24 protein-coding genes are annotated in these 18,501 nt (G+C 58.4%); 6 read left to right on the forward strand and 18 right to left on the reverse strand.

Translation table 11 applies throughout. From position 1 onward, the window contains the following. Nucleotides 1-7: 7 nt before the first annotated feature. From Q0778_RS11160 to Q0778_RS11240, 17 genes are read right to left on the reverse strand one after another with little or no spacing between them, the layout of a single operon-like run. Nucleotides 8-1,444, reverse strand: a complete 1,437-nt coding sequence (locus tag Q0778_RS11160) for a conjugal transfer protein TraH (RefSeq protein ID WP_298336059.1) — start codon at nucleotides 1,442-1,444, stop codon at nucleotides 8-10. After that, nucleotides 1,434-2,255: a conjugal transfer protein TraF gene (locus Q0778_RS11165; RefSeq protein ID WP_298336061.1), complete on the reverse strand. Its 822-nt coding sequence runs from the start codon at nucleotides 2,253-2,255 to the stop codon at nucleotides 1,434-1,436. Before Q0778_RS11165 ends, Q0778_RS11160 begins: the two co-directional genes overlap by 11 nt. Then, nucleotides 2,252-3,970: a conjugal transfer protein TraN gene (locus tag Q0778_RS11170; RefSeq protein WP_298336175.1), complete on the reverse strand. Its 1,719-nt coding sequence runs from the start codon at nucleotides 3,968-3,970 to the stop codon at nucleotides 2,252-2,254. The genes Q0778_RS11165 and Q0778_RS11170 overlap by 4 nt, the downstream gene beginning before the upstream one ends. Then, on the reverse strand, nucleotides 3,970-4,725 hold the full coding sequence (trbC, locus tag Q0778_RS11175; RefSeq protein ID WP_298336063.1) for a type-F conjugative transfer system pilin assembly protein TrbC: 756 nt from the start codon (nucleotides 4,723-4,725) through the stop codon (nucleotides 3,970-3,972). The genes Q0778_RS11170 and trbC overlap by 1 nt, the downstream gene beginning before the upstream one ends. Beyond that, nucleotides 4,722-5,735, reverse strand: coding sequence for a conjugal transfer pilus assembly protein TraU (traU, locus tag Q0778_RS11180; RefSeq protein ID WP_298336065.1), 1,014 nt, complete (start codon nucleotides 5,733-5,735; stop codon nucleotides 4,722-4,724). The genes trbC and traU overlap by 4 nt, the downstream gene beginning before the upstream one ends. Beyond that, the gene (traW, locus tag Q0778_RS11185) at nucleotides 5,732-6,364 is read right to left on the reverse strand and encodes a type-F conjugative transfer system protein TraW (RefSeq protein WP_298336176.1); all 633 of its coding nucleotides are present in this window, start codon (nucleotides 6,362-6,364) and stop codon (nucleotides 5,732-5,734) included. Before traW ends, traU begins: the two co-directional genes overlap by 4 nt. Further along, nucleotides 6,364-6,870 carry a S26 family signal peptidase gene (locus tag Q0778_RS11190; RefSeq protein ID WP_298336067.1) on the reverse strand — a complete coding sequence of 169 codons (507 nt, stop codon included), beginning with the start codon at nucleotides 6,868-6,870 and terminating at the stop codon, nucleotides 6,364-6,366. Before Q0778_RS11190 ends, traW begins: the two co-directional genes overlap by 1 nt. After that, nucleotides 6,867-7,247, reverse strand: coding sequence for a TrbI F-type domain-containing protein (locus tag Q0778_RS11195; protein WP_298336070.1), 381 nt, complete (start codon nucleotides 7,245-7,247; stop codon nucleotides 6,867-6,869). The genes Q0778_RS11190 and Q0778_RS11195 overlap by 4 nt, the downstream gene beginning before the upstream one ends. Then, complete coding sequence (locus Q0778_RS11200; protein ID WP_298336072.1) at nucleotides 7,240-7,644, reverse strand: hypothetical protein; 405 nt, start codon at nucleotides 7,642-7,644, stop codon at nucleotides 7,240-7,242. Before Q0778_RS11200 ends, Q0778_RS11195 begins: the two co-directional genes overlap by 8 nt. After that, nucleotides 7,641-10,193, reverse strand: a complete 2,553-nt coding sequence (gene traC / locus Q0778_RS11205) for a type IV secretion system protein TraC (protein ID WP_298336075.1) — start codon at nucleotides 10,191-10,193, stop codon at nucleotides 7,641-7,643. The genes Q0778_RS11200 and traC overlap by 4 nt, the downstream gene beginning before the upstream one ends. Further along, nucleotides 10,190-10,753 (reverse strand): hypothetical protein, encoded by a 564-nt coding sequence (locus Q0778_RS11210; protein WP_298336077.1) that lies wholly within the window; start codon nucleotides 10,751-10,753, stop codon nucleotides 10,190-10,192. Before Q0778_RS11210 ends, traC begins: the two co-directional genes overlap by 4 nt. Continuing rightward, a complete protein-coding gene (locus tag Q0778_RS11215; protein ID WP_298336079.1) occupies nucleotides 10,750-11,613 on the reverse strand; it encodes a DsbC family protein in 864 nt (287 codons plus the stop codon). Before Q0778_RS11215 ends, Q0778_RS11210 begins: the two co-directional genes overlap by 4 nt. Beyond that, nucleotides 11,610-12,869 (reverse strand): TraB/VirB10 family protein, encoded by a 1,260-nt coding sequence (locus Q0778_RS11220; RefSeq protein ID WP_298336081.1) that lies wholly within the window; start codon nucleotides 12,867-12,869, stop codon nucleotides 11,610-11,612. The genes Q0778_RS11215 and Q0778_RS11220 overlap by 4 nt, the downstream gene beginning before the upstream one ends. After that, entirely contained in the window at nucleotides 12,869-13,624 is a 756-nt protein-coding gene (locus tag Q0778_RS11225; RefSeq protein ID WP_298336083.1) for a type-F conjugative transfer system secretin TraK, read from the reverse strand. Before Q0778_RS11225 ends, Q0778_RS11220 begins: the two co-directional genes overlap by 1 nt. Continuing rightward, entirely contained in the window at nucleotides 13,621-14,187 is a 567-nt protein-coding gene (locus Q0778_RS11230; protein ID WP_298336085.1) for a type IV conjugative transfer system protein TraE, read from the reverse strand. The genes Q0778_RS11225 and Q0778_RS11230 overlap by 4 nt, the downstream gene beginning before the upstream one ends. 12 nt (nucleotides 14,188-14,199) lie before the next feature. Then, nucleotides 14,200-14,487, reverse strand: coding sequence for a type IV conjugative transfer system protein TraL (traL, locus tag Q0778_RS11235; RefSeq protein ID WP_298336087.1), 288 nt, complete (start codon nucleotides 14,485-14,487; stop codon nucleotides 14,200-14,202). Between the two features lie 28 nt (nucleotides 14,488-14,515). Beyond that, a complete protein-coding gene (locus Q0778_RS11240; protein ID WP_298300504.1) occupies nucleotides 14,516-14,842 on the reverse strand; it encodes a hypothetical protein in 327 nt (108 codons plus the stop codon). 361 nt (nucleotides 14,843-15,203) lie between these two features. On the opposite strand from Q0778_RS11240, the gene Q0778_RS11245 reads away from it, so the two are divergent. Together Q0778_RS11245 and Q0778_RS11250 are read left to right on the forward strand one after the other, a co-directional pair. Next, the gene (locus tag Q0778_RS11245; protein WP_298336089.1) at nucleotides 15,204-15,695 is read left to right on the forward strand and encodes a helix-turn-helix domain-containing protein; all 492 of its coding nucleotides are present in this window, start codon (nucleotides 15,204-15,206) and stop codon (nucleotides 15,693-15,695) included. Then, nucleotides 15,688-15,903 (forward strand): AlpA family transcriptional regulator, encoded by a 216-nt coding sequence (locus Q0778_RS11250; protein WP_298336091.1) that lies wholly within the window; start codon nucleotides 15,688-15,690, stop codon nucleotides 15,901-15,903. The genes Q0778_RS11245 and Q0778_RS11250 overlap by 8 nt, the downstream gene beginning before the upstream one ends. Nucleotides 15,904-16,015: 112 nt before the next feature. Here Q0778_RS11250 and Q0778_RS11255 read toward each other — a convergent pair whose 3' ends face one another. Continuing rightward, entirely contained in the window at nucleotides 16,016-16,456 is a 441-nt protein-coding gene (locus Q0778_RS11255) for a helix-turn-helix domain-containing protein (protein WP_298336093.1), read from the reverse strand. 82 nt (nucleotides 16,457-16,538) lie between these two features. Between Q0778_RS11255 and Q0778_RS11260 the strand changes: the two genes are divergently transcribed. The 4 genes from Q0778_RS11260 to Q0778_RS11275 all read left to right on the forward strand — a co-directional run bounded on the left by Q0778_RS11260 (nucleotide 16,539) and on the right by Q0778_RS11275 (nucleotide 18,443). Then, nucleotides 16,539-17,030 (forward strand): isoprenylcysteine carboxylmethyltransferase family protein, encoded by a 492-nt coding sequence (locus Q0778_RS11260; RefSeq protein WP_298336095.1) that lies wholly within the window; start codon nucleotides 16,539-16,541, stop codon nucleotides 17,028-17,030. Between the two features lie 11 nt (nucleotides 17,031-17,041). After that, nucleotides 17,042-17,614, forward strand: coding sequence for a PEMT/PEM2 methyltransferase family protein (locus tag Q0778_RS11265; protein ID WP_298336097.1), 573 nt, complete (start codon nucleotides 17,042-17,044; stop codon nucleotides 17,612-17,614). Further along, nucleotides 17,611-18,021, forward strand: coding sequence for a DUF4345 family protein (locus Q0778_RS11270; protein WP_298336099.1), 411 nt, complete (start codon nucleotides 17,611-17,613; stop codon nucleotides 18,019-18,021). The genes Q0778_RS11265 and Q0778_RS11270 overlap by 4 nt, the downstream gene beginning before the upstream one ends. Before the next feature lie 65 nt (nucleotides 18,022-18,086). Further along, on the forward strand, nucleotides 18,087-18,443 hold the full coding sequence (locus Q0778_RS11275; protein WP_298336101.1) for a hypothetical protein: 357 nt from the start codon (nucleotides 18,087-18,089) through the stop codon (nucleotides 18,441-18,443). Nucleotides 18,444-18,501: the final 58 nt, after the last annotated feature.

Raw genomic sequence — 18,501 nt, forward strand, 5'->3', positions numbered from 1 at the left:
CTTTGCCTCAGGGCACTATCGAGCGCGATTGCAGGCCGCGCGACCAGTCGAGCGCAGCCGACATGGACGGTGACATCGACGCGGCGAGCGCGTTTTCGATCATCGCTGTCTTCTCGATGATCTGCATGATCGCAGAGACTTTGGCTTGGCCTGTCGCTTGCCGCTGGATGAGACTGCTACGCACTTCGGTCACTTGTCCGCGCCAGATCGCCAACTTGGCTTCGTCCGCAGCAATAAAGCTCGCCATCGAACGGCCAGCTTCCGAGACGATCCGGTCAAGGATTGCATAGAGCAGGTCGACGCTTGCAATCTCAGCCAGCGTGTCGCGGTCATCGGTCGGCATGCCGCGCCCATAGGCGGCTTGGACAGTTAGTATCTTGTAGAGCGGGATCGAGGCGACCTGAAGCAGCTCCTTTTCGGCATTCCCGATGGCCGTGTCTGTCCGGATCGCATCGACCATATTGCCAATGAGCTGCGCCACGCGTGGTCGGATCGCCTTGGCGTTTGACAGGCTCATCTGCTGGAAGGTGGGATTGAGGCAGAGATCGGTTTCATCGCAGCGGAACACGCGCACGCTTTGGCCTTGGGTTCCATCAAGCAGCGCGCTCACCAGCGTCGAAGACGCATCGCCAGCGAAGGGCACAAACTTGCCCGGCTCGTCATCCTTGGGCGGGACGTAGATCACCGTGCCGATCAGCGTCATGGCGTATTCGGCGAGTTCGCGGTCGAAAGTGCCGCTGGGGTTGAAGAAGGCGCTCTCTTTAAGGACGTGCCAAGTGTAGTTGCGCGCTACGCCGGGATTGACGTCTGCATAGTCACTACCGGCGCTTTCATTGGTTGAAGCGCGCTGGCCTCGCGTGCCGCAGCCATGCTTGGCAGCGGCATAGTCGGTGAAGATGCCTTCAGAATTTCCGATCGCTTCGCAGATTGCTTTGTCGGCCAAATCGCCTTTGGGCCAGAGCCCTCCCACCAGCCCCTGCGCCATCTCGCAGGAATTGATCGAGAGATTGTTCATGAGCTGAGCCTTCTGGCTAAACTCCTGCATGATCTTATTGCATTCAGGGCAGACGGTATCGATCGCCAAGCTGAAGGCGAAGCCGACTGCATTGTTGGCCACTGCCTTCATCAGCGCGACCATCTCGCTTGCATTGATAAAGGAAAAAGAGCCGGCAAAGATATCGATCCCGCCGCACCCCGCACGCGCTCTGGGCAATTGCAAATTGGCGATATTGGTCGTCTTTTGCGGAAATCGCGTCCACACATTGCCCAGACTATAGTAGCCCGCAGACTGGCCTTCGAAGGCGGTCGGACCGGTAACGTTTGCCGCCGCGCCCATGTCATCCATAAAACGATCCATGCTGTCGCCGACATTTGCCGCGAGAGGCGAGGCTATCATGCTGGCAGCAGCAAGGCCGAGCGCAGCGTTTCTGATGCTAGTAATCATGTCCGGCTTCCTTTGAGGTGAGGAGATAGATGCGGTCTTGCAGCTCATCAGCGGACAGCACACCGTATCCGATCGGGATCGGCCGTTTGGCCTCGCTGTCCCACAGGACCAAAGCGGGCGTTGCTTTGGTCTCAAGGCCCATCCGCTCTCTTTGATTGGTTTCGACCCTGTAGTCGGGAAAATGCCTTGACGGCCCGCCATCGGTTGAGATCGCGCGTACGGTGATCCCCCAGCGGCTGGCGACGCCTTTCACGATCGGGCTCATCACTTCGCACGGGCCACAAGTGGCGCTAAAGAAATAGAATAAGCCATAACGCTCCGAGAGCCTGCCCATCACGGTGTTGCGTTCCGCTGCCCGCACATCCTGCCACTGTTTCTTGGCGACCGCACCGACAGGACGCTGCAGCGTGTAATCGAGTTCGGGATCCTGCCAGATGGCCCGCTGCCAGACGTCGGAGAAGAGCGAAGCACGATCGAGCTGCGCGCGCTGGAAGCGGATGTACGCTGCGACATTGTCTCTCGTCGGATAGAGGATCGCGCGCGCTTTCAACTCGCGCAGCTCGCTGGTAATTGCTTCCAATTCTTGGGCGGCTGGTATCGCCTCCTGCTCCGGTTCTACCTCTTGCTGTGGCTCGTTTTTGGGGATCGGATTGGCGCAATAGAACCAATAGCCGAGCTTGCGCTCCTGGCAGTAGAGCGTGCCTGCTGCAGTGCTTCTCTCGGTGCTCTCAACTCGCTGTGCGCTTGCTGGCACTGCGCTCAAGACTGCCGAGATGAGGATTAGCGCAAGCCGTGATGCTATGCTCATCATTGACCGCCCCTTGCGTAATAGTCGTCGATCTTTTGCTGGATGAGGATGCTCGTTTCGAGCTCATCGGGGAGGCGCGCCGCTTCGGTGAATTCGGCATAGACTTCGCTGAAATCCATGAGGCTCAAATCAAGCTGCGCAAACTCGTCGAGGGTAAATCCTTCGCACTGCTCGTGCTTGGGCTTGTCCCATGGTTTGGGGAGCTGTTTGCGACCCTGTTCCTGCAAGATGCGCGACAGTTTGCTCTCAAAGCAGCAATAGGCTTTCTTCTTGGTCAGGCAGACACCGAGGAATTTCTTCGAACAATAGGTCCCGACATAGGCACAAAGCCCCTGCGCATCGCGTTCATGGAGCAGCACTTCCTCGCGGTCGCAGCCAAGCGCGACCAGCAAGCTGATGCCGGGGATCAGCGGAAAGCCTTTGCCCTTGCAGCAATTGAGCACGCCAAAGACTTTGGACGAGCAGGTGTTTCTGGTCCCGCGGAATAGCGTCAGCGTATTGGGATCGAACTGCCCACGCGCCTCATCCATTGCATTGAGCGCGGTGACTGCATCTTTGAACTCATCATTGGGCGTGCGCTCAATGGTCTCGCAGCTTCCATCAATGCAATAGACATCGCCATCGCAGACGAATTGGGGTGAGTTCTCGGTTTCTGGAAGCGGGCATTCGTAGATGCGCTCCCAGGTCTCGCAGGGAACCTCCTCTGTGATGCATTCTTCGCGCACAAAGCGGCAGGTGCCGAGCGCTTCAATATCTGAGCAATCGCTTGCCGCTTCGCGCGATGTGCAAGTGTAGCTTCGCTCCCATTCCCAGCAGCTCTGCGTGACCGCCACTCCATCAACAATGCGGGTTTGTGGGCTTTCATCGGTGCAGATTTCCGCATCGAGTGTGCAATCTCCATCCTCCGCAAAAGGCTGGCACTGGGTTTCATCTGGAGCGGTGTCGACCGTGCTCTGGGTCGTGATCGCATAGGGCGAGTAGCGCGGGTCAGGCGTATCGCAGGAAATCTCAGCGATGGGATCGCCCGGTTCAGAACAGTAACGGTTAAAGCCGTTATCCCACCACTGCAGACATGGGCCGGGCCGGTAACCGGTGATGCGGCACAAGCCGCTGTTAAATGTAGAGCACCATGGGAGACCTTGTTGGATGCCAGTATCGTTGCAGAGATAGTGCCATTGCTGGCGCTGGGTCACGCTGGCGACTAGCGGGACAGAGCATTGCCCCTGGGCTTGCTCGACCCGTGTGCCCGTGTTGCATGTTGCTGTGTAAGTGCCAGCGGACCCGGAGCCAGGCGGCAAGGGGACGCATTCACCTTGACTGCCGGAGATCGACATGCCGCTGGTGTAATCAAGCGGTGCCTTATTGATTGCCAGACTGCGGGCGATCACCGCTTCAATATCATCGCTTTCGAAGCGCGCGCGATTGGCCATGCTGTCGCGCACCAGGCGATGGCCTTGATGATTGCGCGATGCAGCTGTGGCCGCTCCCTCGATCTGGTCGGGATTATCGGCGAGCCGCTCGAGATTTCGCACAGCCTCGCGGTCATAGTTGGGGAGCTCGGACGCGCTGGGTTGCGCTTTGCTTGCCGCTTGCGCTTCACCGCGCAGGCTCTCGCCGAAGGCTTTGCCATCGCTTCTGGCTTCCTGCTGCTGAGCCGAGGCAGGCGCGGCGAGCAAAGACAGAGCGAAGAGTAGAGCTTTGATGGATGATTGGCGGATCACATGTGCTCTCCTTGCATGCGGCGAAGATGACGGCGGGCAAGGCGGGCACCGGGGCCGCCGCCGCCTGCAAAGGTCTGGAGCACTTCTTCCACGCTGATATTGCCAGCGACACGGTCGTGGGGTGGCACGGCATCGGTGCAGTCGAATCCATCGCAGGGCGCAAAGTCGCTGGCGATCATGACGAAGCTCGGTGCCGCTTCGATCTGGAAAGCGCGAAAGAGACGCGGATCAATGCCGAGCGCGCCGGCTTCATCACCATCACTCCAAATTGCTGCGAGACGCTGCTTAAAGGCTTTGCTGTCGCCTTGAGGGAAACCTCGAAGGACAGTGATACCGCCCGCTTTGGTCACGTCTCGCACCAGCGCTTTCAGCGAAGCTTCCGGCATGCCTAGCGAAGCAAAGGCGATGAATTTGGGTGTCTCAGTGAGGCTCGCCGCTTCTGCATCGGCTTGCGCGCGGATCATACCATCCAGATCAAGCGGGCCTTCATCCACCGCCGCCTGCGCAGTTGCGGCGTAGCCAGCGCGATTATCAATCGCCTCTTGCTGGGTTTGTTTGGCTTCTTGCGCCAAAGCATCGGCTTTCGTGCGCACTGCAGTGGCGAGCGCTTCGGCGTCTTTCGTGTGTTCGTTCGCACGAGCCCGGATTTCGGCAAGATCGAGCTCGGGTGAAGCATCCTGTGCCGAAGCCACAGCCACAGTTGCAGCGATCGCAATGCTGGTGATGGCGAAGAGCGAAAAGGCGTGTCTCATAGCGCGCAGCAATTCCTTTTGCGCCAGACGAGATATCCCATGTCTTCGCCAATGGCGGGGATCATCTGTCCGGGGGATTGAAAGGTGGTTGAGGCCCCGATGGGAGGGCAGGCGTAGCGGCCTTTGGTTGCCGGATTAGGGTTGGTGGCTTGGAAGCGATATTGCTGCTTCCGCATCACAGGCATGAGGTATTTGCCGCAAAGCCCTTTGGAGCCCATCGTGCCCCATGAAACGAGCTGGCGGTGCAGCTTGTAAGCAAAGCGTGAAAGAACGAGCCGCGAGGCTTGCACATGACCGATCGAGGCAGAGACATTGCCATTCATCGGATACATTGAACCCTGGCAGCCCGCGCACCAGAACATTTCATCAAGCGGAAGATTGGCGGTCGAAGCCGCGCAGTCGGCAGCGCAGGCGGCTAGTGCGAGCGGATTGGCGAAGAGCACCGCTTCAGGGTTGATGATCGCGGTAAGCTCGCTGTCCTGCCACAGCGGATCAATCTCGGAGATGTAGAGAATGTCGATTGAGCCGGGTTCGAGGCACAGGAAATCAGCAACGATCTCCATCCAATAGATAAGAGGATAGGCGTACCAGTGGACGTGCCAGCTTGAATAATACTGGCTTGCCCCGCCGATTGCAGACGGTCCGGAGATCGAGCGAAAGCCGATATCGAAGCCGGGATCGAGCTTCATCCCGCCCAGATTGACGAAGCACCATGGCTTCATGCTGACATCAGCAAGCCGGACAGGCTCCCAGAACCCCATCGCGATGCCGGGCCGGATACCGCACAGGCAAACGGGCAGGTCGGGATTGTCGGGATCGGGCCGACTGCTAGGCCAGATTTCTAGCCCGCCCACCGAGATCGGGAACAGGCACGACCAACAAATATCGGTGATCGGATTGACGAATTGCCCGGTGCATTTGCCCGGCCCGGCATCAGCGGAAGCGGGCGAAGCGAAGGCCAACGACAACGAGGCGATCACGAGAGCCAGGAAAGCGCGGAAACTGCTCATGGCCGCACCTTCCGCGTTGGCAAAGCGATCTCGCTTACCTCAAGTATGCGCCCTTGCTGACGCACTCGTGCTGGCACGGCTTTGATGTTGAATTTGGCCGTGAGTTTGCCGCCTTGATCGAAATAGAAGCGGCGCTGACGGGTTTTCATGAGTTCGAGCGGTGCGCCTTTGACCAAGATCAGCTTGGCCTTTGAGTCTTGCTCAAGCGCCCATCGGATCTGCACTGGATCATCGCCATCGAGGAACAGAAGGTCAGCGCGCAGCTTCACACTGTTGAGCGGATTGACCCGCGTTCCGGCAGCATGGATGAGCTCGCCTTTTGCCCCGCGAATATCGGCAGCCAGCGTGATGGTTGGATCGAAGATCCAATTGCGGCTTTCATGCGCGCGGATGAGACCGGGGACAGGATCGGGCCGATTGACCCGCGCAATCGTCCGCCGTTTCAATTCCTGATTAAGCCGCGCGGTCTCGCCCGACTTCTCCATTTGGACGAGCCGCGAGTGGATCTGTTCGAGCAGGTCGCGCTCGACAATCGGAAAGAGCGCGCCGCGCTGACCGTAGTCGCGCGCTTGTGCCTGTGTCGGCAGGATGGCGAGAGAAAGCGCGATGAAAGACAGAGTGGCGCGCATCACAGGATGGCCCTCCCGCTGCCCATGATCTGCCTGGCGCAGACAAAACCTATTTCCGCATAGCGGCTATCAAGCCCGCGCGGATGATCGGTTCCGGCGTAGAAACACCCTTCCGGGATCTCGCCTTGCGGCCCTTGCGTGAGCGCTATGCCGAGGCTGGTTCTGTCGAGACGCGTAGCAATGGGTTCGCCATTGATGAAGACTTGGTCGCCTTCATGGCTGACCATATCGCCGGGTATGCCCAGCACGCGCTTGCCGAACATTTGTGGCTCTTTGCCAAAATGACTTGTAACAAGGCGGCTCTTGGGAGGCTCAAAGAATATCAGGCTGTCGCGCGTTATCTGCGCGTCTTTATCGAGCCAGAACGCCCAATTGGGCAGGCTTGGGCTCGCATTGATGAGGAAGGCGTGGTTTTTGCTAAAGGCATCGAGAGGTGCCCAGGCGAGCGGCATGAGGACGACCCCTAGGAGGAGCAGCGGGCGCTTGAAGCGAAGAGGCAGATTCATGGCCGTTCTCCCGCTTTGAGATTTTCAGCGATGCGCGCTTCGAGCTCGGGTGTTGCGTCCTCGGCCGCGCCCGCGAGCACAGCTTCGGCAACCAGAATGACGCGCCCGTCGCGTCCCATATCGTCAACCGCGCTTTCCGCTGCTTTGAGGTAGGCAAGGCTTGCCGCCTGGACCGCCGCAGGATCCGCATCAGCGCGCGCGGCTTCTTCGACAAATGTCCCGATCGTCTCGGCAAGCCGGACTGTGACGATGCGTTGGACGGGTGGTTCGCTTGTGATCTCTCGCGTGATCCATACGCCCCAAAAAAAAGCGGCGATGCAGGCTGACATGACAAGCGCTTTGAGAAGGAGCGGGCGGGTTAGGTTTGCATCAGGCATGGGACACCTCGTCTTCATGGAGGCGGCGCTCAAGCCGACGCAGGAAACCTGGTATTCTAAAAAGGGCAAGCGTCCCCGCGATTATAAGGAAGGCGATCTGCAAATCCGATGCAAAGAGCCGCTGCGCGAGGGGTTCAGCGGTTCGGTAATGGTCAGCAAGATTGCCAAGCTGCGCGAACAGCGTGGTGAGATCCCAGCCTGCGAGCAGCAGAAAAACGAACAGCGGCAGGCCAAGCACCAGTAACAGAGTGCTGGCTGCGAAGATGACGCATTCGATCAGCACAAAGCAGCTGCCTTGAAAGAGCGCGAGCCAATTGAAGGAGCGCCGCGTACGCTGTGCCCATTTCGTCAGGGGCAACGGTGTGCGATCGACAAGCGTGTTGGTTTCGAGCGTCATTGGCTTTCCCCTTGGATGCCCGCGACGAGAGCGACTGCGCGTTCTAGAGGCATGCCGCTTCCGACATGGCTCTGGATGGCAGCATAGGTGTCAGGATCAGAGGAGAAGATCGTGGCTGAGAGCGGGTCGAGCACCAGCCTTCCCACCGCTTCAGTCTCTGGGCCCTTCACATAGATCTCGCTATATTCGGTGCCCGAGCGCTTGAGGCTGCGGATCAGCGTCTCAGTGCGGTCATCCATGTCGAGCCGCGCTTCCTTGCGGAAGTCGGCGATGGTCTCGGGCTTTTGCTGGAGCACAAGCATCCAGTCGCTGTTTTCAAGCGCGGCGCGCGCGCCATCCGATTTGTAATAGTCATTGAGAGACTGGGTGGCGGTCGCGAGAGCGCCGCCATATTTGCGCGCTGTTCGAGCGTAAGTCTCTACAAACTCGCCCATCGACCCGCCTTTGAGCATGGCCCAGGCCTCGTCGATAAGGAGCAGCTTCTTGGTTGCCCTAGAGCTGCGTGTCATCGCCTGACCGGTCATGAACATGATGGCCGAGAGAACGACGCTCCTCAGTTCCTCGCGGCTCGCCAAATCGCTCATCTCAAAGACGGTGAAATCATCTTCGAGCGCAAAGCTGGCTTTGCCGGAGAAAAACCCGGCATAGCTCCCGCCTTGGCAAAAGGGTGCAATCGCTGTCGCAAGCTCTTTGCCAGCTTGGTTCTCGCTTGAATGAAGCGCGTGGGCGACATCATCCACGGCCCCGCCGCTCCCAAGTGCATCCCATACATGGGTCACAGCCTGATCAATCAGCCCACGCTCGGTGTCCGACGGCGCCGCGCTTGGCCGCGCCATCTGGCCGATGATCGCTTTGATCATGGCAAAGCAGTCGAGCCTGTAATCTTCGTCGACCTCGGCGCGGGCATCATCTACCATCGAAAAGGGGTTGAGCGAAAATCCAGAGGCGAGCGTAAACTCGACAAAGCGCCCCCCTTGAAGCTTCACCGAGTGCTCAAAGCTACGACCATCATCGATCACCACAACCTTGGCGCCCGCCCCGCGCAAAGCGGTGCAGAGTTCTTGCAGCAGCACCGACTTGCCCGAACCGGATTTACCGCAGATCGCGATATTGTGATTGCCCGCGTTGTTCTCGAAGGGCGACCAGAAAAAGGGTTGGCCGCGCCTTCCAAGCAGCAAGAGATGCGGGATTTCTCCGCCAAGATACTCGCCTTGCATCGGCGCGATGTTCGCGGCAGTCGTTGAGAGCATCGTCCGAAAGCGCTTGAGACGCGCCATGTCTTGAACAAGGCCGTCTGCAAGGCTCAGCGGGAACGCAGCGACCAGACCTTGCAATTGCAGGAAGCGTTCGTCGGCCAAATCCCATCCGGCCGCTTTGTAGATTGCCTTGATTGTGCGCTCATGCGCATCGCCTTCGCCAAGCGGGGAGATGGTGGTGACACCGTAGAAGAGTTTGACCAGTTTCTTGCCCGCTTGAAGCTCGGCCTGAACGTGTTTCCATTCGGCCGATTGCTGGGAGAGATTGGGAAGAAAGCGCGCGCTTTTCGTTTCAGAAAGGCTGGTCGTACGCATGAATTTATAGCCTACACGAGCGCTAGCTGCTTCCTGATCGGGATAGTGCAGGCACAGCATGGTGGCTGCAGGGCAAGGCAAGCGCAGTTTGTCGGTGAACATATCACCGATGAGGCGCGCACATTCCCACGGCGCCCAGCGTTCAGGTGTCGAACGCACGCCATAATGGCGAACGTCAAAGCGGTCGGGATAGCATTCGCCCATTTGCGGCACGCCATCGCGGCTTCGCCCGGTTTCGCGAAAGCGCTCGGTGCGAAGGATCAACCGATCATCTTCGACTTCCAGTTCGATATCGCGTCGGATCGCTTGGGCATCGAGCGTGTCTTCGCGGTTCCAATGTGTAGTCTCAGGCTCGCGCGCCGTGGTGGGCGATGTGAGTTCATCGATCAGCGCCAAGAGCCCAGCGGGCTCAAGCGGGATTGACGAAAGGCCCAGCGAATTGAGCATGCCCATCAGGCCCTTGCGGCATTCGCTAAGCTCTGCGTCGCTCACATTGCTTGGAACTGGCACGCCAAGCGAAATGATCAATCGTGTATGGCGGGCATGGAAAGGCGCGTGCTCGGAGCCAGATTGCCAGACAAGATCGTAAAGCCGGTCGGTGCGCGCTTTAGCTATCGCTTCATAGATGCCACCTTGCTCGTAACGCGGAGCAAACCAGGGCGCGACAATCGAGCCGATGCGCGGGCTCGCAAAATTGAGCACTTGGAGGCATGCGCCCCGCGGCAGACTTTCAGAAAAGAACTGGCCCAGGATTTCGCCCGTGCGTTCGTCGGCACCGATCAGCGGGGTTACTTCAAGCGCAAAGCCTTTCGAATGGGCGTTGCGATAGAGCCCAGCGCCTTGATCGAAGACGCGGTAGGGTAGCCAATCCGACAGCATTTCAAGCGAAAAATGCGCCGCCGTTTGGTCGGCCTTTTTGGCATCGCCGAACAGGCCTGAAAGAAGCGCATCGCGCGCAGAGCTTAGTGAGAGGGTCATAGCGTCTCTCCATCATCTGTTGGCGATTGGGGCACCCGGCCTGGGGAGGGGGAAAGGCCGGGTGCCCCTGCGGCCGGCGCTTTCGCGCCGGGCAGCTCCGGAGAAGTCTGGGAGGGGATAACCAGAACGTCCGGGAGCTGCTGCGGGGTAAAACTGGAAGGTGGAGCAATGGGTTGCTTTTGCTGTGTGCCTTGGCTGGCACGGCCGAGCGCGCGAAGAACGTGGCCCGTTGAAAGAGGTGCTCGCCACTCCGAATGCGGCGGCTCGGGCAAAGGCACATGGACAACGCGCGCTTCGTGCTCACGTCCGCTGGCATCACGCCGTGCAGCGACTACAATACGCAGCTTGCGGTCGTTGCTTGGCGCTATGACCTGAGTGACAGGTTCTTGAGGCAAGCTCGCCTTGGTCGCGGCATCATCAATCGCCGATGTGGGCGCGCAGCTGCCACCCGGCGCGCGGCAAGCGAAATCACCGCTCACATTGCTGCCCAAAGTTGTGCAGCCACTGATTGTGACAGCGAGCCCAGCAAAGATCGCAAGCTTGTAGGTGCGCCGGCTCATTGGTCCGCTCCGCCTTTGGCAAAACGGATCAGCGTTTGCGCATTGCGGTAGCCGTGAAGCACTGCACCATCTTTCGCGCGAACGATGACGGGCGTTCCGGAAAAGCCATTGGCTTTGGCAAAGGCCTCATTGGCATCTAGCGCGTCGCTTACATCGCAGCTCGAGGGTATTGGGTGTGTCTGCCCGGCATAAGCCTGATGCATCGCTTTGACGGGATCACGCGCGCAGAGCACACCTTCAGCCATCCGGCGGCTTGATGCGCCAAAGATCGAGATCGGGCGTTCTTCGATGAAAAGGCCTGTGTCTGTGAGGGCGCCGGTGAGCTGGCGGCAATAGCCGCATTGAAAGTCTGAAAAGACGATCAGCTTCTCACCCCTGGGATTGCCCCAGTGCACTGCGCCGTCTTTCGGAAGGCCAGCTGTATCGACTTTGGACTTGGCGGCTTTGGCTGGGTGGCTTTGATCCGCGCTTTCGGTGCTCCCAGCGGCGCGCGCGGCTCCTGCGGCCAGAAGATCGGGGTTGAGCTCGATCAGCCGAGTGGCTGTCACATCACGGCGTTTTTCAAGATCATAGAGCCGTCCGACGAAGAGATAGCGCGCCGCCTCGTCGATATAGAAAAGCGTGTCGCCTGAGACCACTTCGCACCAGGGCGCAAAACTCTTGCAATCTAGCGCATCAATCGGCGTTTTTGGCAGCCGGAGCTTGAGCGCCTGGCTGACATCGCGCGCAATCGCGGCATGGGCCGGGATGGCGGTCACCATGGCGACACCGCTGGTGACCACGGCAGCGGCGCTCGCTGCTGCGATCGAGAAATGAATAGCCCGTGTCATCAGACCGGGACGAAAATCGTGAAAGTTCATTGAGAGGGGCTCCTGACATGGACGCCGTCGAGAAAGACGATTTCGACTTCGATGCCGGTCGGCATCTCGACGACGGGTTGGTATTGTTCGGCGCGTTCGATGAGGTATTGGCTGACGGTGTCGGCGGCTTCGCCAGCGCCTTGACCGAAGCCGCCTGCAAGAATGTCGGTGGGGGAAAGTGCGTCGCGCTGGCCATCCTCGCCGACACGGCCGGAAAAAATGCCATTGGCGTTGGCGGAAAAGCCCCGGCCAAACCCGCCGACAATCCCAGCGAGCAGCGCTTGGCTTACAAGACTGCCTTCGCGGCTAACGACGCGGCCGCGAACGCCGGACTTGCCAGCAAAGGCGATGAAGCCTTTGACCTCGCTTACCGCATAACGACCGCCTGGCTGCGCGCAGGTCATGCGCGCTAATTTGACGTAGACTTTCTCAGCCGAGAGATCGCCGCGCGCCGCGCCATTGACGAGGCAACCGGTCAAATCGGTGGTCAGGAGGCGATTGCCTTTGAGGACAGAGCGCGCCGGGCCAGTGATGCGCAGCACCACAGGGAGCGGATCGCTTTGACTGGTCACGCCCGTAGACGCATCAACCCCGACAATGACCGTCGCAGGCGCGTAGCTGTTGGGCGGAAGGTAATCTCTGCTCGCTTGCAAGAGCAGCGGGGGTGATCCATCGCTTACACTGGTGGGCGCACCCTTGGAGTTCTCGCTTTTAAAGCTGAGCAGGCTTGCTTTTGGCTCGGTGAGCAGTGCTGGCTCCAATGCTGTTGGCTTGGAGCCAGGCTGAGGCGGAGCAATCGGCGCGGCAGGCGCCACAGGAGGATTGGCTCTCGCACTTTCGAGCTCCGAACGAAGGGCCGCATTTTCAGCTGAGATCGCATCGATTGCGGCCTGGCCATCGCTGAGCATGCGCGCGTTTTCGCCGCGCAGTGTATCGAGTTCCTGTTCGATCGAGCTTTTAGGAAGCTGGGTTTCTTGCAGGTCCTTGATCGCGCGGCCCTGCGCATCGAGCCGATTACCGTAGGTCGCCACAAATTCCCGCTGGGAAAGGTTGCGATTGACCAACCCGCCCGTATCGATGGTGGTCGCACCGCCATCCGCGCCATTTTCCGCTTCATCGCCGCTGAAAATGAACATCGACCCGCCGATGAGAGCTACTGAGCCGATCCCGGCGAGGAGCAGCTTTTGCCGTTTGGCGATTGCGCTGTTGAGACCTGCTCTTTTGCTGTCGGGTGCTTTGGCTTTGCTCTCAGCCATCACTTCAGCCCTCCCTTGGCAAAGACAAGGAAGGCCCGCGTCGTCTCGCCGGGTGCGAGCGTTTCGCTGGCATAGGCAAAGGCGAGCGCGCCTGCGGGCCCATCGCGTTCGCTTGCAAGATCGATTGTCTCAGGTCCGAGATTGCGCAGGGTGAAGGCTTGGCCGGTGAGTTTCGCACCTTCATATTCTGCGACCTGTTGAACTTCGAGACCGCCTGTGCGGCGCGGGCGCGACAAAGCTGCGCGCGTCCGAAAACCGGGTAGCACCGCATCGCTCGCCATCGCTTCGATCAGACGGATCGCGGCTTCGTCTTCGGATGGTGCGGAGCTCAAGCCGTCGCCATCATCAGGTTTGGCTAGCGCTGGATTGGTGACGAAGAGCTGGCTCGCTTCATCGCCGTCGACTGTGCAGGTGAATTTGTAGACATGGCCCTTACTGCTGGTGGCAAAGAAGCTGACCCGTGCGCTCGCATATTGCTGCGGGACGGAGACATAGATGTCGCCGCGCACGGGCTCATGCGTCACCTCAAAATCATTATAGGGATAGCCGCTTGCCATCTTTGAGACATTGGCAAAGCCGTCTTTGATCAGCGCAATCCGGGTGAGCGCACCGCGCGCGAGGACGCAATCAATCGTTGCCCCATCAGCGGCTTCGACAAACTGATCTGCATGCGCAGGGGAAGCCTGGATGAGCGAGACTGAAGCGAGCAGCACACTTGTAAGGGCTGTCGGCAGGGATCGGGTGGAGAAGCTCATTGGCTTTCCTCCTCTTGGGCAGGAAGTTGGCGGAAACCGGTGAGCCCAAGGCTGAGGCCGCGACGCTGCCAGATGAACTCAAAGCTGCGGGTCTGGCTGGCGATGACTTGCGCGCCGACAAAGGTCTTGAGCGTTCCGCTTACAGTTGAAGTGAGTGTGTCCGGATCGACATGGATTTGCGCAATCACGAAGGCTTGGCTGATGTCCGAGCCGCGCTGCTCATCAACGATCTTGATCAGTTCAGCCTTGAGACTTCCGCGCGCTGCTGGATCAGCAAGCTTGAGGATGCTCTCCATCCAATAATCGAGGCTTTCGGGCGCGCGATTGAGCAACATCAGAGCGGTGTCACGGGAAACAAGCTCAAGATATGTCGCTTCGATCCCGCCACTGGAGAGCTCGACCCGTTCCGAAGTGATCGGCACGAGGACAATGGCTTCATCGCTTGTCGCTGCGGTCCCGACTGCAAGGATGGTGGTTAGACCCAGCATACCAGCGAGCGCGGCAAAGCGGTTGCGCTGTTTCAGATGGCGCTGCGCTTCTTCATAGGCGAATTCAGATTTCATGGGTATCCTCCCTCAGCCGGCAAGCAAGCGGCAATGGGAGGGCGGCGTGGCTTTCAATCCGAGGAAACTCCCCGGCAAATACCAATAGGCAGCGTGCACCAATTTTGAGCTTGCACCAGATCTTTTCGCTTTCCGAAGAGCGAACCAGGTCACGGCCGCGAGGCCAGTCCCAATGATGATGTGCTGCGCTAGAATGCCCCAAGCGAACGGGATCAGCAGCCCCGCAAACTCATCGATTGTCCAAAAACCAATCAGCTCCGGATCATCGAGCCGCTGAGGCACCAGGTATGTGTCGGCCATGCCGCCCTCCTTTCAGCGTAACCAGCGATCAGATGGTCGCGGTCACGACAGAGGTGACGATCGGCACACCGGTGCCAACGCCGATGCCGACGCCCACAGGCACAGCGACCTGACCAAGCGCGAAACGGCCTGAGGCCAGCGCGATGAGGCCACCGGCGAGGCTAAGGACAGTAATGATCTTACCGCCGGAGCCTTCAAGAAAGTCTGTGAACTTCTGCAGCGCGGGATCGAAGGTCGTATCAGCGCCGGCATAGGCCGCGCCGGCGCAGGCCAGGGCAACGGCCGCAGGCACGATATAATCGCGTGTCCGAATGTTGCTTTTGGCCTTTGGGGGGAGAGTAAGGGTCTTGGTCATCGAGGAACTCCATTGGGAACAAGAAGCAGCGATGAGTTCGCTGTATGTTCTTCCTCGATTGAAAGACTGGGTGTAGGAAAAGCGAAACTGAGAGTTTGTCGGCCGCGCCAAGCAAAAAGCGACATTGAAAGGCTGCAGGGCCGGAATGTGCGTCGACCGGGCGTCGTATGGAGCGGTCCGCGCCATCTGGTGCGCCAGGCATGCCGCATTGTGCGCGTAACCTGCCGGAATCCGCGCGAATCATGAGAATTGACTGATTCGGCAATTCCTTGGTGTTCTATTTATGTTCTTTTGTATTTCCTACACCCTTCCTAGATCGATAGCTCGATCCTGAAGCCACAGCTCAAGGAAGGAATCGGCAATGACCGACATGGTGCAATTCTCCGAAGAACAGACCCGCGCTGATCTCGGACGGCTACTGACAAGCGCGGTCGAAGCAAGCGGGCGCACACGCTGCGACATTGCGCGTGATGCGCAGATCCATAAAGATGCCTTGCGACGCGTTCTCAACGGTAAGCGTTCGGCGACATTGGGTGAAGCAGCTCGAATGCTCCAGGCCAGCGGCGTTAGCCCGCAGCAAGCTCTGTCGATGTTCTTGCTCACCGATGCCGATCAGTCGGCAGAATGGCAGGGAACCGAGATTGGTCGGTTTCTGGAAGACTTCCTGACCGCTCTGCCGATAGCCTTGGCCTGCGAGCTTGGGGGCCGGCTACAAGATGTAAGGCCCCGCTGGGCCAGAGGCACTGCGCACCGTGTTGCGCGGCTGCTGTCTGATCATATTGATGAGCTTGAGCGAAAGGATGTGTTGCTCGGAGATGTCTTTTCAGTGGCCGAAGGAAGTCATCATGGGTGAGCATTTAGGAAAAAGACTGGCCGAGCCGCGCCGCGTGACACGCCTCATTCGTCTTCCAGAAGTGATGAGCCGGGTCGGGCTTGGCCGTTCAACGATCTATCGCTGGATGAGTGAGGGTAGGTTCCCCAAGCCTGTGCAACTGGGTGGGCATGCCGTGGCTTGGTCTGAGGACGACCTCGACAAGTGGATCGCAGGTAAGCTCAACTAGCCTTTGCCTCGAGCTCGCGGTCATTCCAGTCCTGACCCAATTGCGGACGTTAGCTTAGAGCCCAAGGTCACCGCTGGGAATGCCTTTTAACAAATGTGAGAACGGCTTTACTTCAAAGCGGCTTCAAGCGCTCGTGCTTGTCAGTCTCGCATTCAGAGTGGTCATTGATCGCCGCCATGACCTGGCATCCGCCGACTTTACCGCCCCTGCAATTTTCGATCATGCGTTTCAGCTCGCGTTCCAGAGCCTCTAGCTGTGCCAGCCGCTTTTGAACTTCGGCAAGTTGCTTCTGAGCGATTGTGTCAACTGCCGAGCAGTCTTGGTCTGGTTCAGTCTGCAATCCAATCAAGTCTTTGATTGCGTCCATCGAAAAGCCGAGTTCGCGTGCATGCCTCACAAATGAGAGGCGTTCCACATCGACGCCGCCATAGAGCCTTTGCCCACTTGCGCTACGGTCTGGCGTGCCCATCAAGCCGATACTTTCGTAATATCGAATGGTGGTCACTTTGACCTTTGCCGCACTTGAAAGACGGCCAATTGTCATTGGTTTCATAGGAATGTGCTTTTCCCGCTTGCCTCTACAGTCGCTGTAGACTGTATCACTTGACTCGAATCATAATCAAGCGAGTCGGAAAATGCCTCAAACCCAGATTTCAGAGCGATCCAAGAAACAGAAAAAGCTGTATTTCCCGCCCCTGATGCAGTTCGCGTTCTATGGCCTTGCTGGCTATATTCTGGCGACAAACCTGCCCGCGCTTGGTTACGGATCAGTGCCTCTTTTTTGGCTATCGGTTCCCGTCATTGCGGCTGGAGCGCTGGTGCTTTTCTTTGCGGTTCGATCGTTTGGGAGGGCGAACACAACGGTAAATCCGATTACGCCTGAGCAAGCCGAGCAACTCGTTACAACAGGCCTCTATCGCTTTACCCGAAACCCGATGTATCTGGGTATGCTGCTCGTGCTTGTGGGTGGAGCCTTGGCCCTCCAAAACCTCGCAGCATTCAGCGGGCCAATTCTCTACGCCCTCTCTATCACGCTCATCCAGATAATCCCTGAAGAGCGAGTTCTGGAGCAGAATTTCGGAAGCGCATTTACAGCCTACCGCAACCAGACGCGGCGCTGGTTGTAGGAGTGCTGCACATGATTGACCTGCCTTCATGGGTCGCTTGGGGTTTGTTCGGATTAGCGGCCAGCTCGATTTGCGCGATAATCGGGCTCTCCATTTTTGCGGTCTTGAGCGGAAAGTTTCAGTTCTTCCCTCCCCCTTCAGGGGACAGTTGGCAGCACCGCACCTTCATGGCGCTGTTTCGCCTGTTCCTTTACCCATTGCTGGCCCTTTCCCTTCTCGACTTTGCATCTGTGGCTCCCGCTGATGCCTTGCTCCAATATACTGTGGGCCTCGCACTGTTGGTTGTAGGCTTTGCTCTGGCATTCTGGATTACGTTCCAGATGGGCTGGCGCAATGCATTTGGCGAAAAGCACGGTCTGAAAACCACTGGTTGGTTCAGCATAAGCAGGAACCCTGTCTACGTTGCGACATGGGTTGGCATGATTGGTTGGGGCCTGCTCGCCAACACCTTGCTTGTCTGGATATTATTGACGCTCTGGGCGGCCATGTATTTGCTCGCTCCTATCTTCGAAGAGCCATGGCTGGAGCAGCAATACGGTCAGGACTATTTGGACTATAAACGCCAGACAAGGCGGTTCCTGTGATCAGCAATCTTCGTCGGATCTTGGGCAGCGTTTACCCTTCTTTTGCAGGATGCATTTTTCTCGCGCTCGGAATAGCAACTCTCATTCAGCCGGAAATCATGAGCTACTATGCGATTGGGCTCGACCACCCATCTGCCCGGGTGGCTATGCGCGCCATGATCGGAGGCGGCGAGATAGGTATCGGCGTTGTGCTGATCCTTGGGGGGCGCATCAACCTCTCTTCGCGTCAGCTTAGTCTGATTGCTGCCGCAGTTTTTATCTGCGTGGGATTAAGCAGAGTTGCGGCTGTTTTCATGGAGGGCGCTGACCTGCTTGCCGTCCAACCGCTGCGTGAAGCTCTCATCGAGATATTGCTTGGCGGCATGGGGCTATGGGCTGCGCGTGGATTGGAGAACGATCAACTATGAGCATTTTCAGCCATCCAAGTTCCATGATTGATATAAACTTGTATAAATCTTCACGTGTTTCTAAGATGTTCGCTGAAGTGACACGCAAGATTTTGCCTTTTCTCGCGGTATTAGCGATCCTATTCAGCAGCGTACTGTCTCTCCCGGACGTGCATGCCGGGGAAGGCGAAAGCTTCGCTCATGCAGCCGATCATATCTACGCGCATGGCGCGGACCATTTTGATGCGAACGATGCAACGCCAGACCATGATGGCCAGGACCATTCGGCAACGCACCACCACAATTGCAGTTTTAGTCTCGCTGACACCAGCATGCTCCTGCGATCACCTTTCTGGAGTTCGGATAACCTGAGGGGCCCGCTTGCCACGTCATCGCTCGCCTCCCGTGCTCCCCCAGTCCTGATACAGCCTCCCAAAGCCTGACCGACAATCATTTGCGAGCTCGCTTTCGAGCGCGCTCGATTGGTTTCAGTCAGGAGAT

Source organism: uncultured Erythrobacter sp. (genome assembly GCF_947502395.1).
GTDB lineage: Bacteria > Pseudomonadota > Alphaproteobacteria > Sphingomonadales > Sphingomonadaceae > Erythrobacter.

Bases quoted from the DNA above. Each gene is read 5' to 3' on its own strand.
- Q0778_RS11160 (WP_298336059.1), bottom strand. From the start codon at position 1,444: ATGATTACTAGCATCAGAAACGCTGCGCTCGGCCTTGCTGCTGCCAGC.
- Q0778_RS11165 (WP_298336061.1), bottom strand. From the start codon at position 2,255: ATGATGAGCATAGCATCACGGCTTGCGCTAATCCTCATCTCGGCAGTC.
- trbC (WP_298336063.1), bottom strand. From the start codon at position 4,725: ATGAGACACGCCTTTTCGCTCTTCGCCATCACCAGCATTGCGATCGCT.
- traU (WP_298336065.1), bottom strand. From the start codon at position 5,735: ATGAGCAGTTTCCGCGCTTTCCTGGCTCTCGTGATCGCCTCGTTGTCG.
- traW (WP_298336176.1), bottom strand. From the start codon at position 6,364: ATGCGCGCCACTCTGTCTTTCATCGCGCTTTCTCTCGCCATCCTGCCG.
- Q0778_RS11190 (WP_298336067.1), bottom strand. From the start codon at position 6,870: ATGAATCTGCCTCTTCGCTTCAAGCGCCCGCTGCTCCTCCTAGGGGTC.
- Q0778_RS11195 (WP_298336070.1), bottom strand. From the start codon at position 7,247: ATGCCTGATGCAAACCTAACCCGCCCGCTCCTTCTCAAAGCGCTTGTC.
- Q0778_RS11200 (WP_298336072.1), bottom strand. From the start codon at position 7,644: ATGACGCTCGAAACCAACACGCTTGTCGATCGCACACCGTTGCCCCTG.
- traC (WP_298336075.1), bottom strand. From the start codon at position 10,193: ATGACCCTCTCACTAAGCTCTGCGCGCGATGCGCTTCTTTCAGGCCTG.
- Q0778_RS11210 (WP_298336077.1), bottom strand. From the start codon at position 10,753: ATGAGCCGGCGCACCTACAAGCTTGCGATCTTTGCTGGGCTCGCTGTC.
- Q0778_RS11215 (WP_298336079.1), bottom strand. From the start codon at position 11,613: ATGAACTTTCACGATTTTCGTCCCGGTCTGATGACACGGGCTATTCAT.
- Q0778_RS11220 (WP_298336081.1), bottom strand. From the start codon at position 12,869: ATGGCTGAGAGCAAAGCCAAAGCACCCGACAGCAAAAGAGCAGGTCTC.
- Q0778_RS11225 (WP_298336083.1), bottom strand. From the start codon at position 13,624: ATGAGCTTCTCCACCCGATCCCTGCCGACAGCCCTTACAAGTGTGCTG.
- Q0778_RS11230 (WP_298336085.1), bottom strand. From the start codon at position 14,187: ATGAAATCTGAATTCGCCTATGAAGAAGCGCAGCGCCATCTGAAACAG.
- traL (WP_298336087.1), bottom strand. From the start codon at position 14,487: ATGGCCGACACATACCTGGTGCCTCAGCGGCTCGATGATCCGGAGCTG.
- Q0778_RS11240 (WP_298300504.1), bottom strand. From the start codon at position 14,842: ATGACCAAGACCCTTACTCTCCCCCCAAAGGCCAAAAGCAACATTCGG.
- Q0778_RS11245 (WP_298336089.1), top strand. From the start codon at position 15,204: ATGACCGACATGGTGCAATTCTCCGAAGAACAGACCCGCGCTGATCTC.
- Q0778_RS11250 (WP_298336091.1), top strand. From the start codon at position 15,688: ATGGGTGAGCATTTAGGAAAAAGACTGGCCGAGCCGCGCCGCGTGACA.
- Q0778_RS11255 (WP_298336093.1), bottom strand. From the start codon at position 16,456: ATGAAACCAATGACAATTGGCCGTCTTTCAAGTGCGGCAAAGGTCAAA.
- Q0778_RS11260 (WP_298336095.1), top strand. From the start codon at position 16,539: ATGCCTCAAACCCAGATTTCAGAGCGATCCAAGAAACAGAAAAAGCTG.
- Q0778_RS11265 (WP_298336097.1), top strand. From the start codon at position 17,042: ATGATTGACCTGCCTTCATGGGTCGCTTGGGGTTTGTTCGGATTAGCG.
- Q0778_RS11275 (WP_298336101.1), top strand. From the start codon at position 18,087: ATGTTCGCTGAAGTGACACGCAAGATTTTGCCTTTTCTCGCGGTATTA.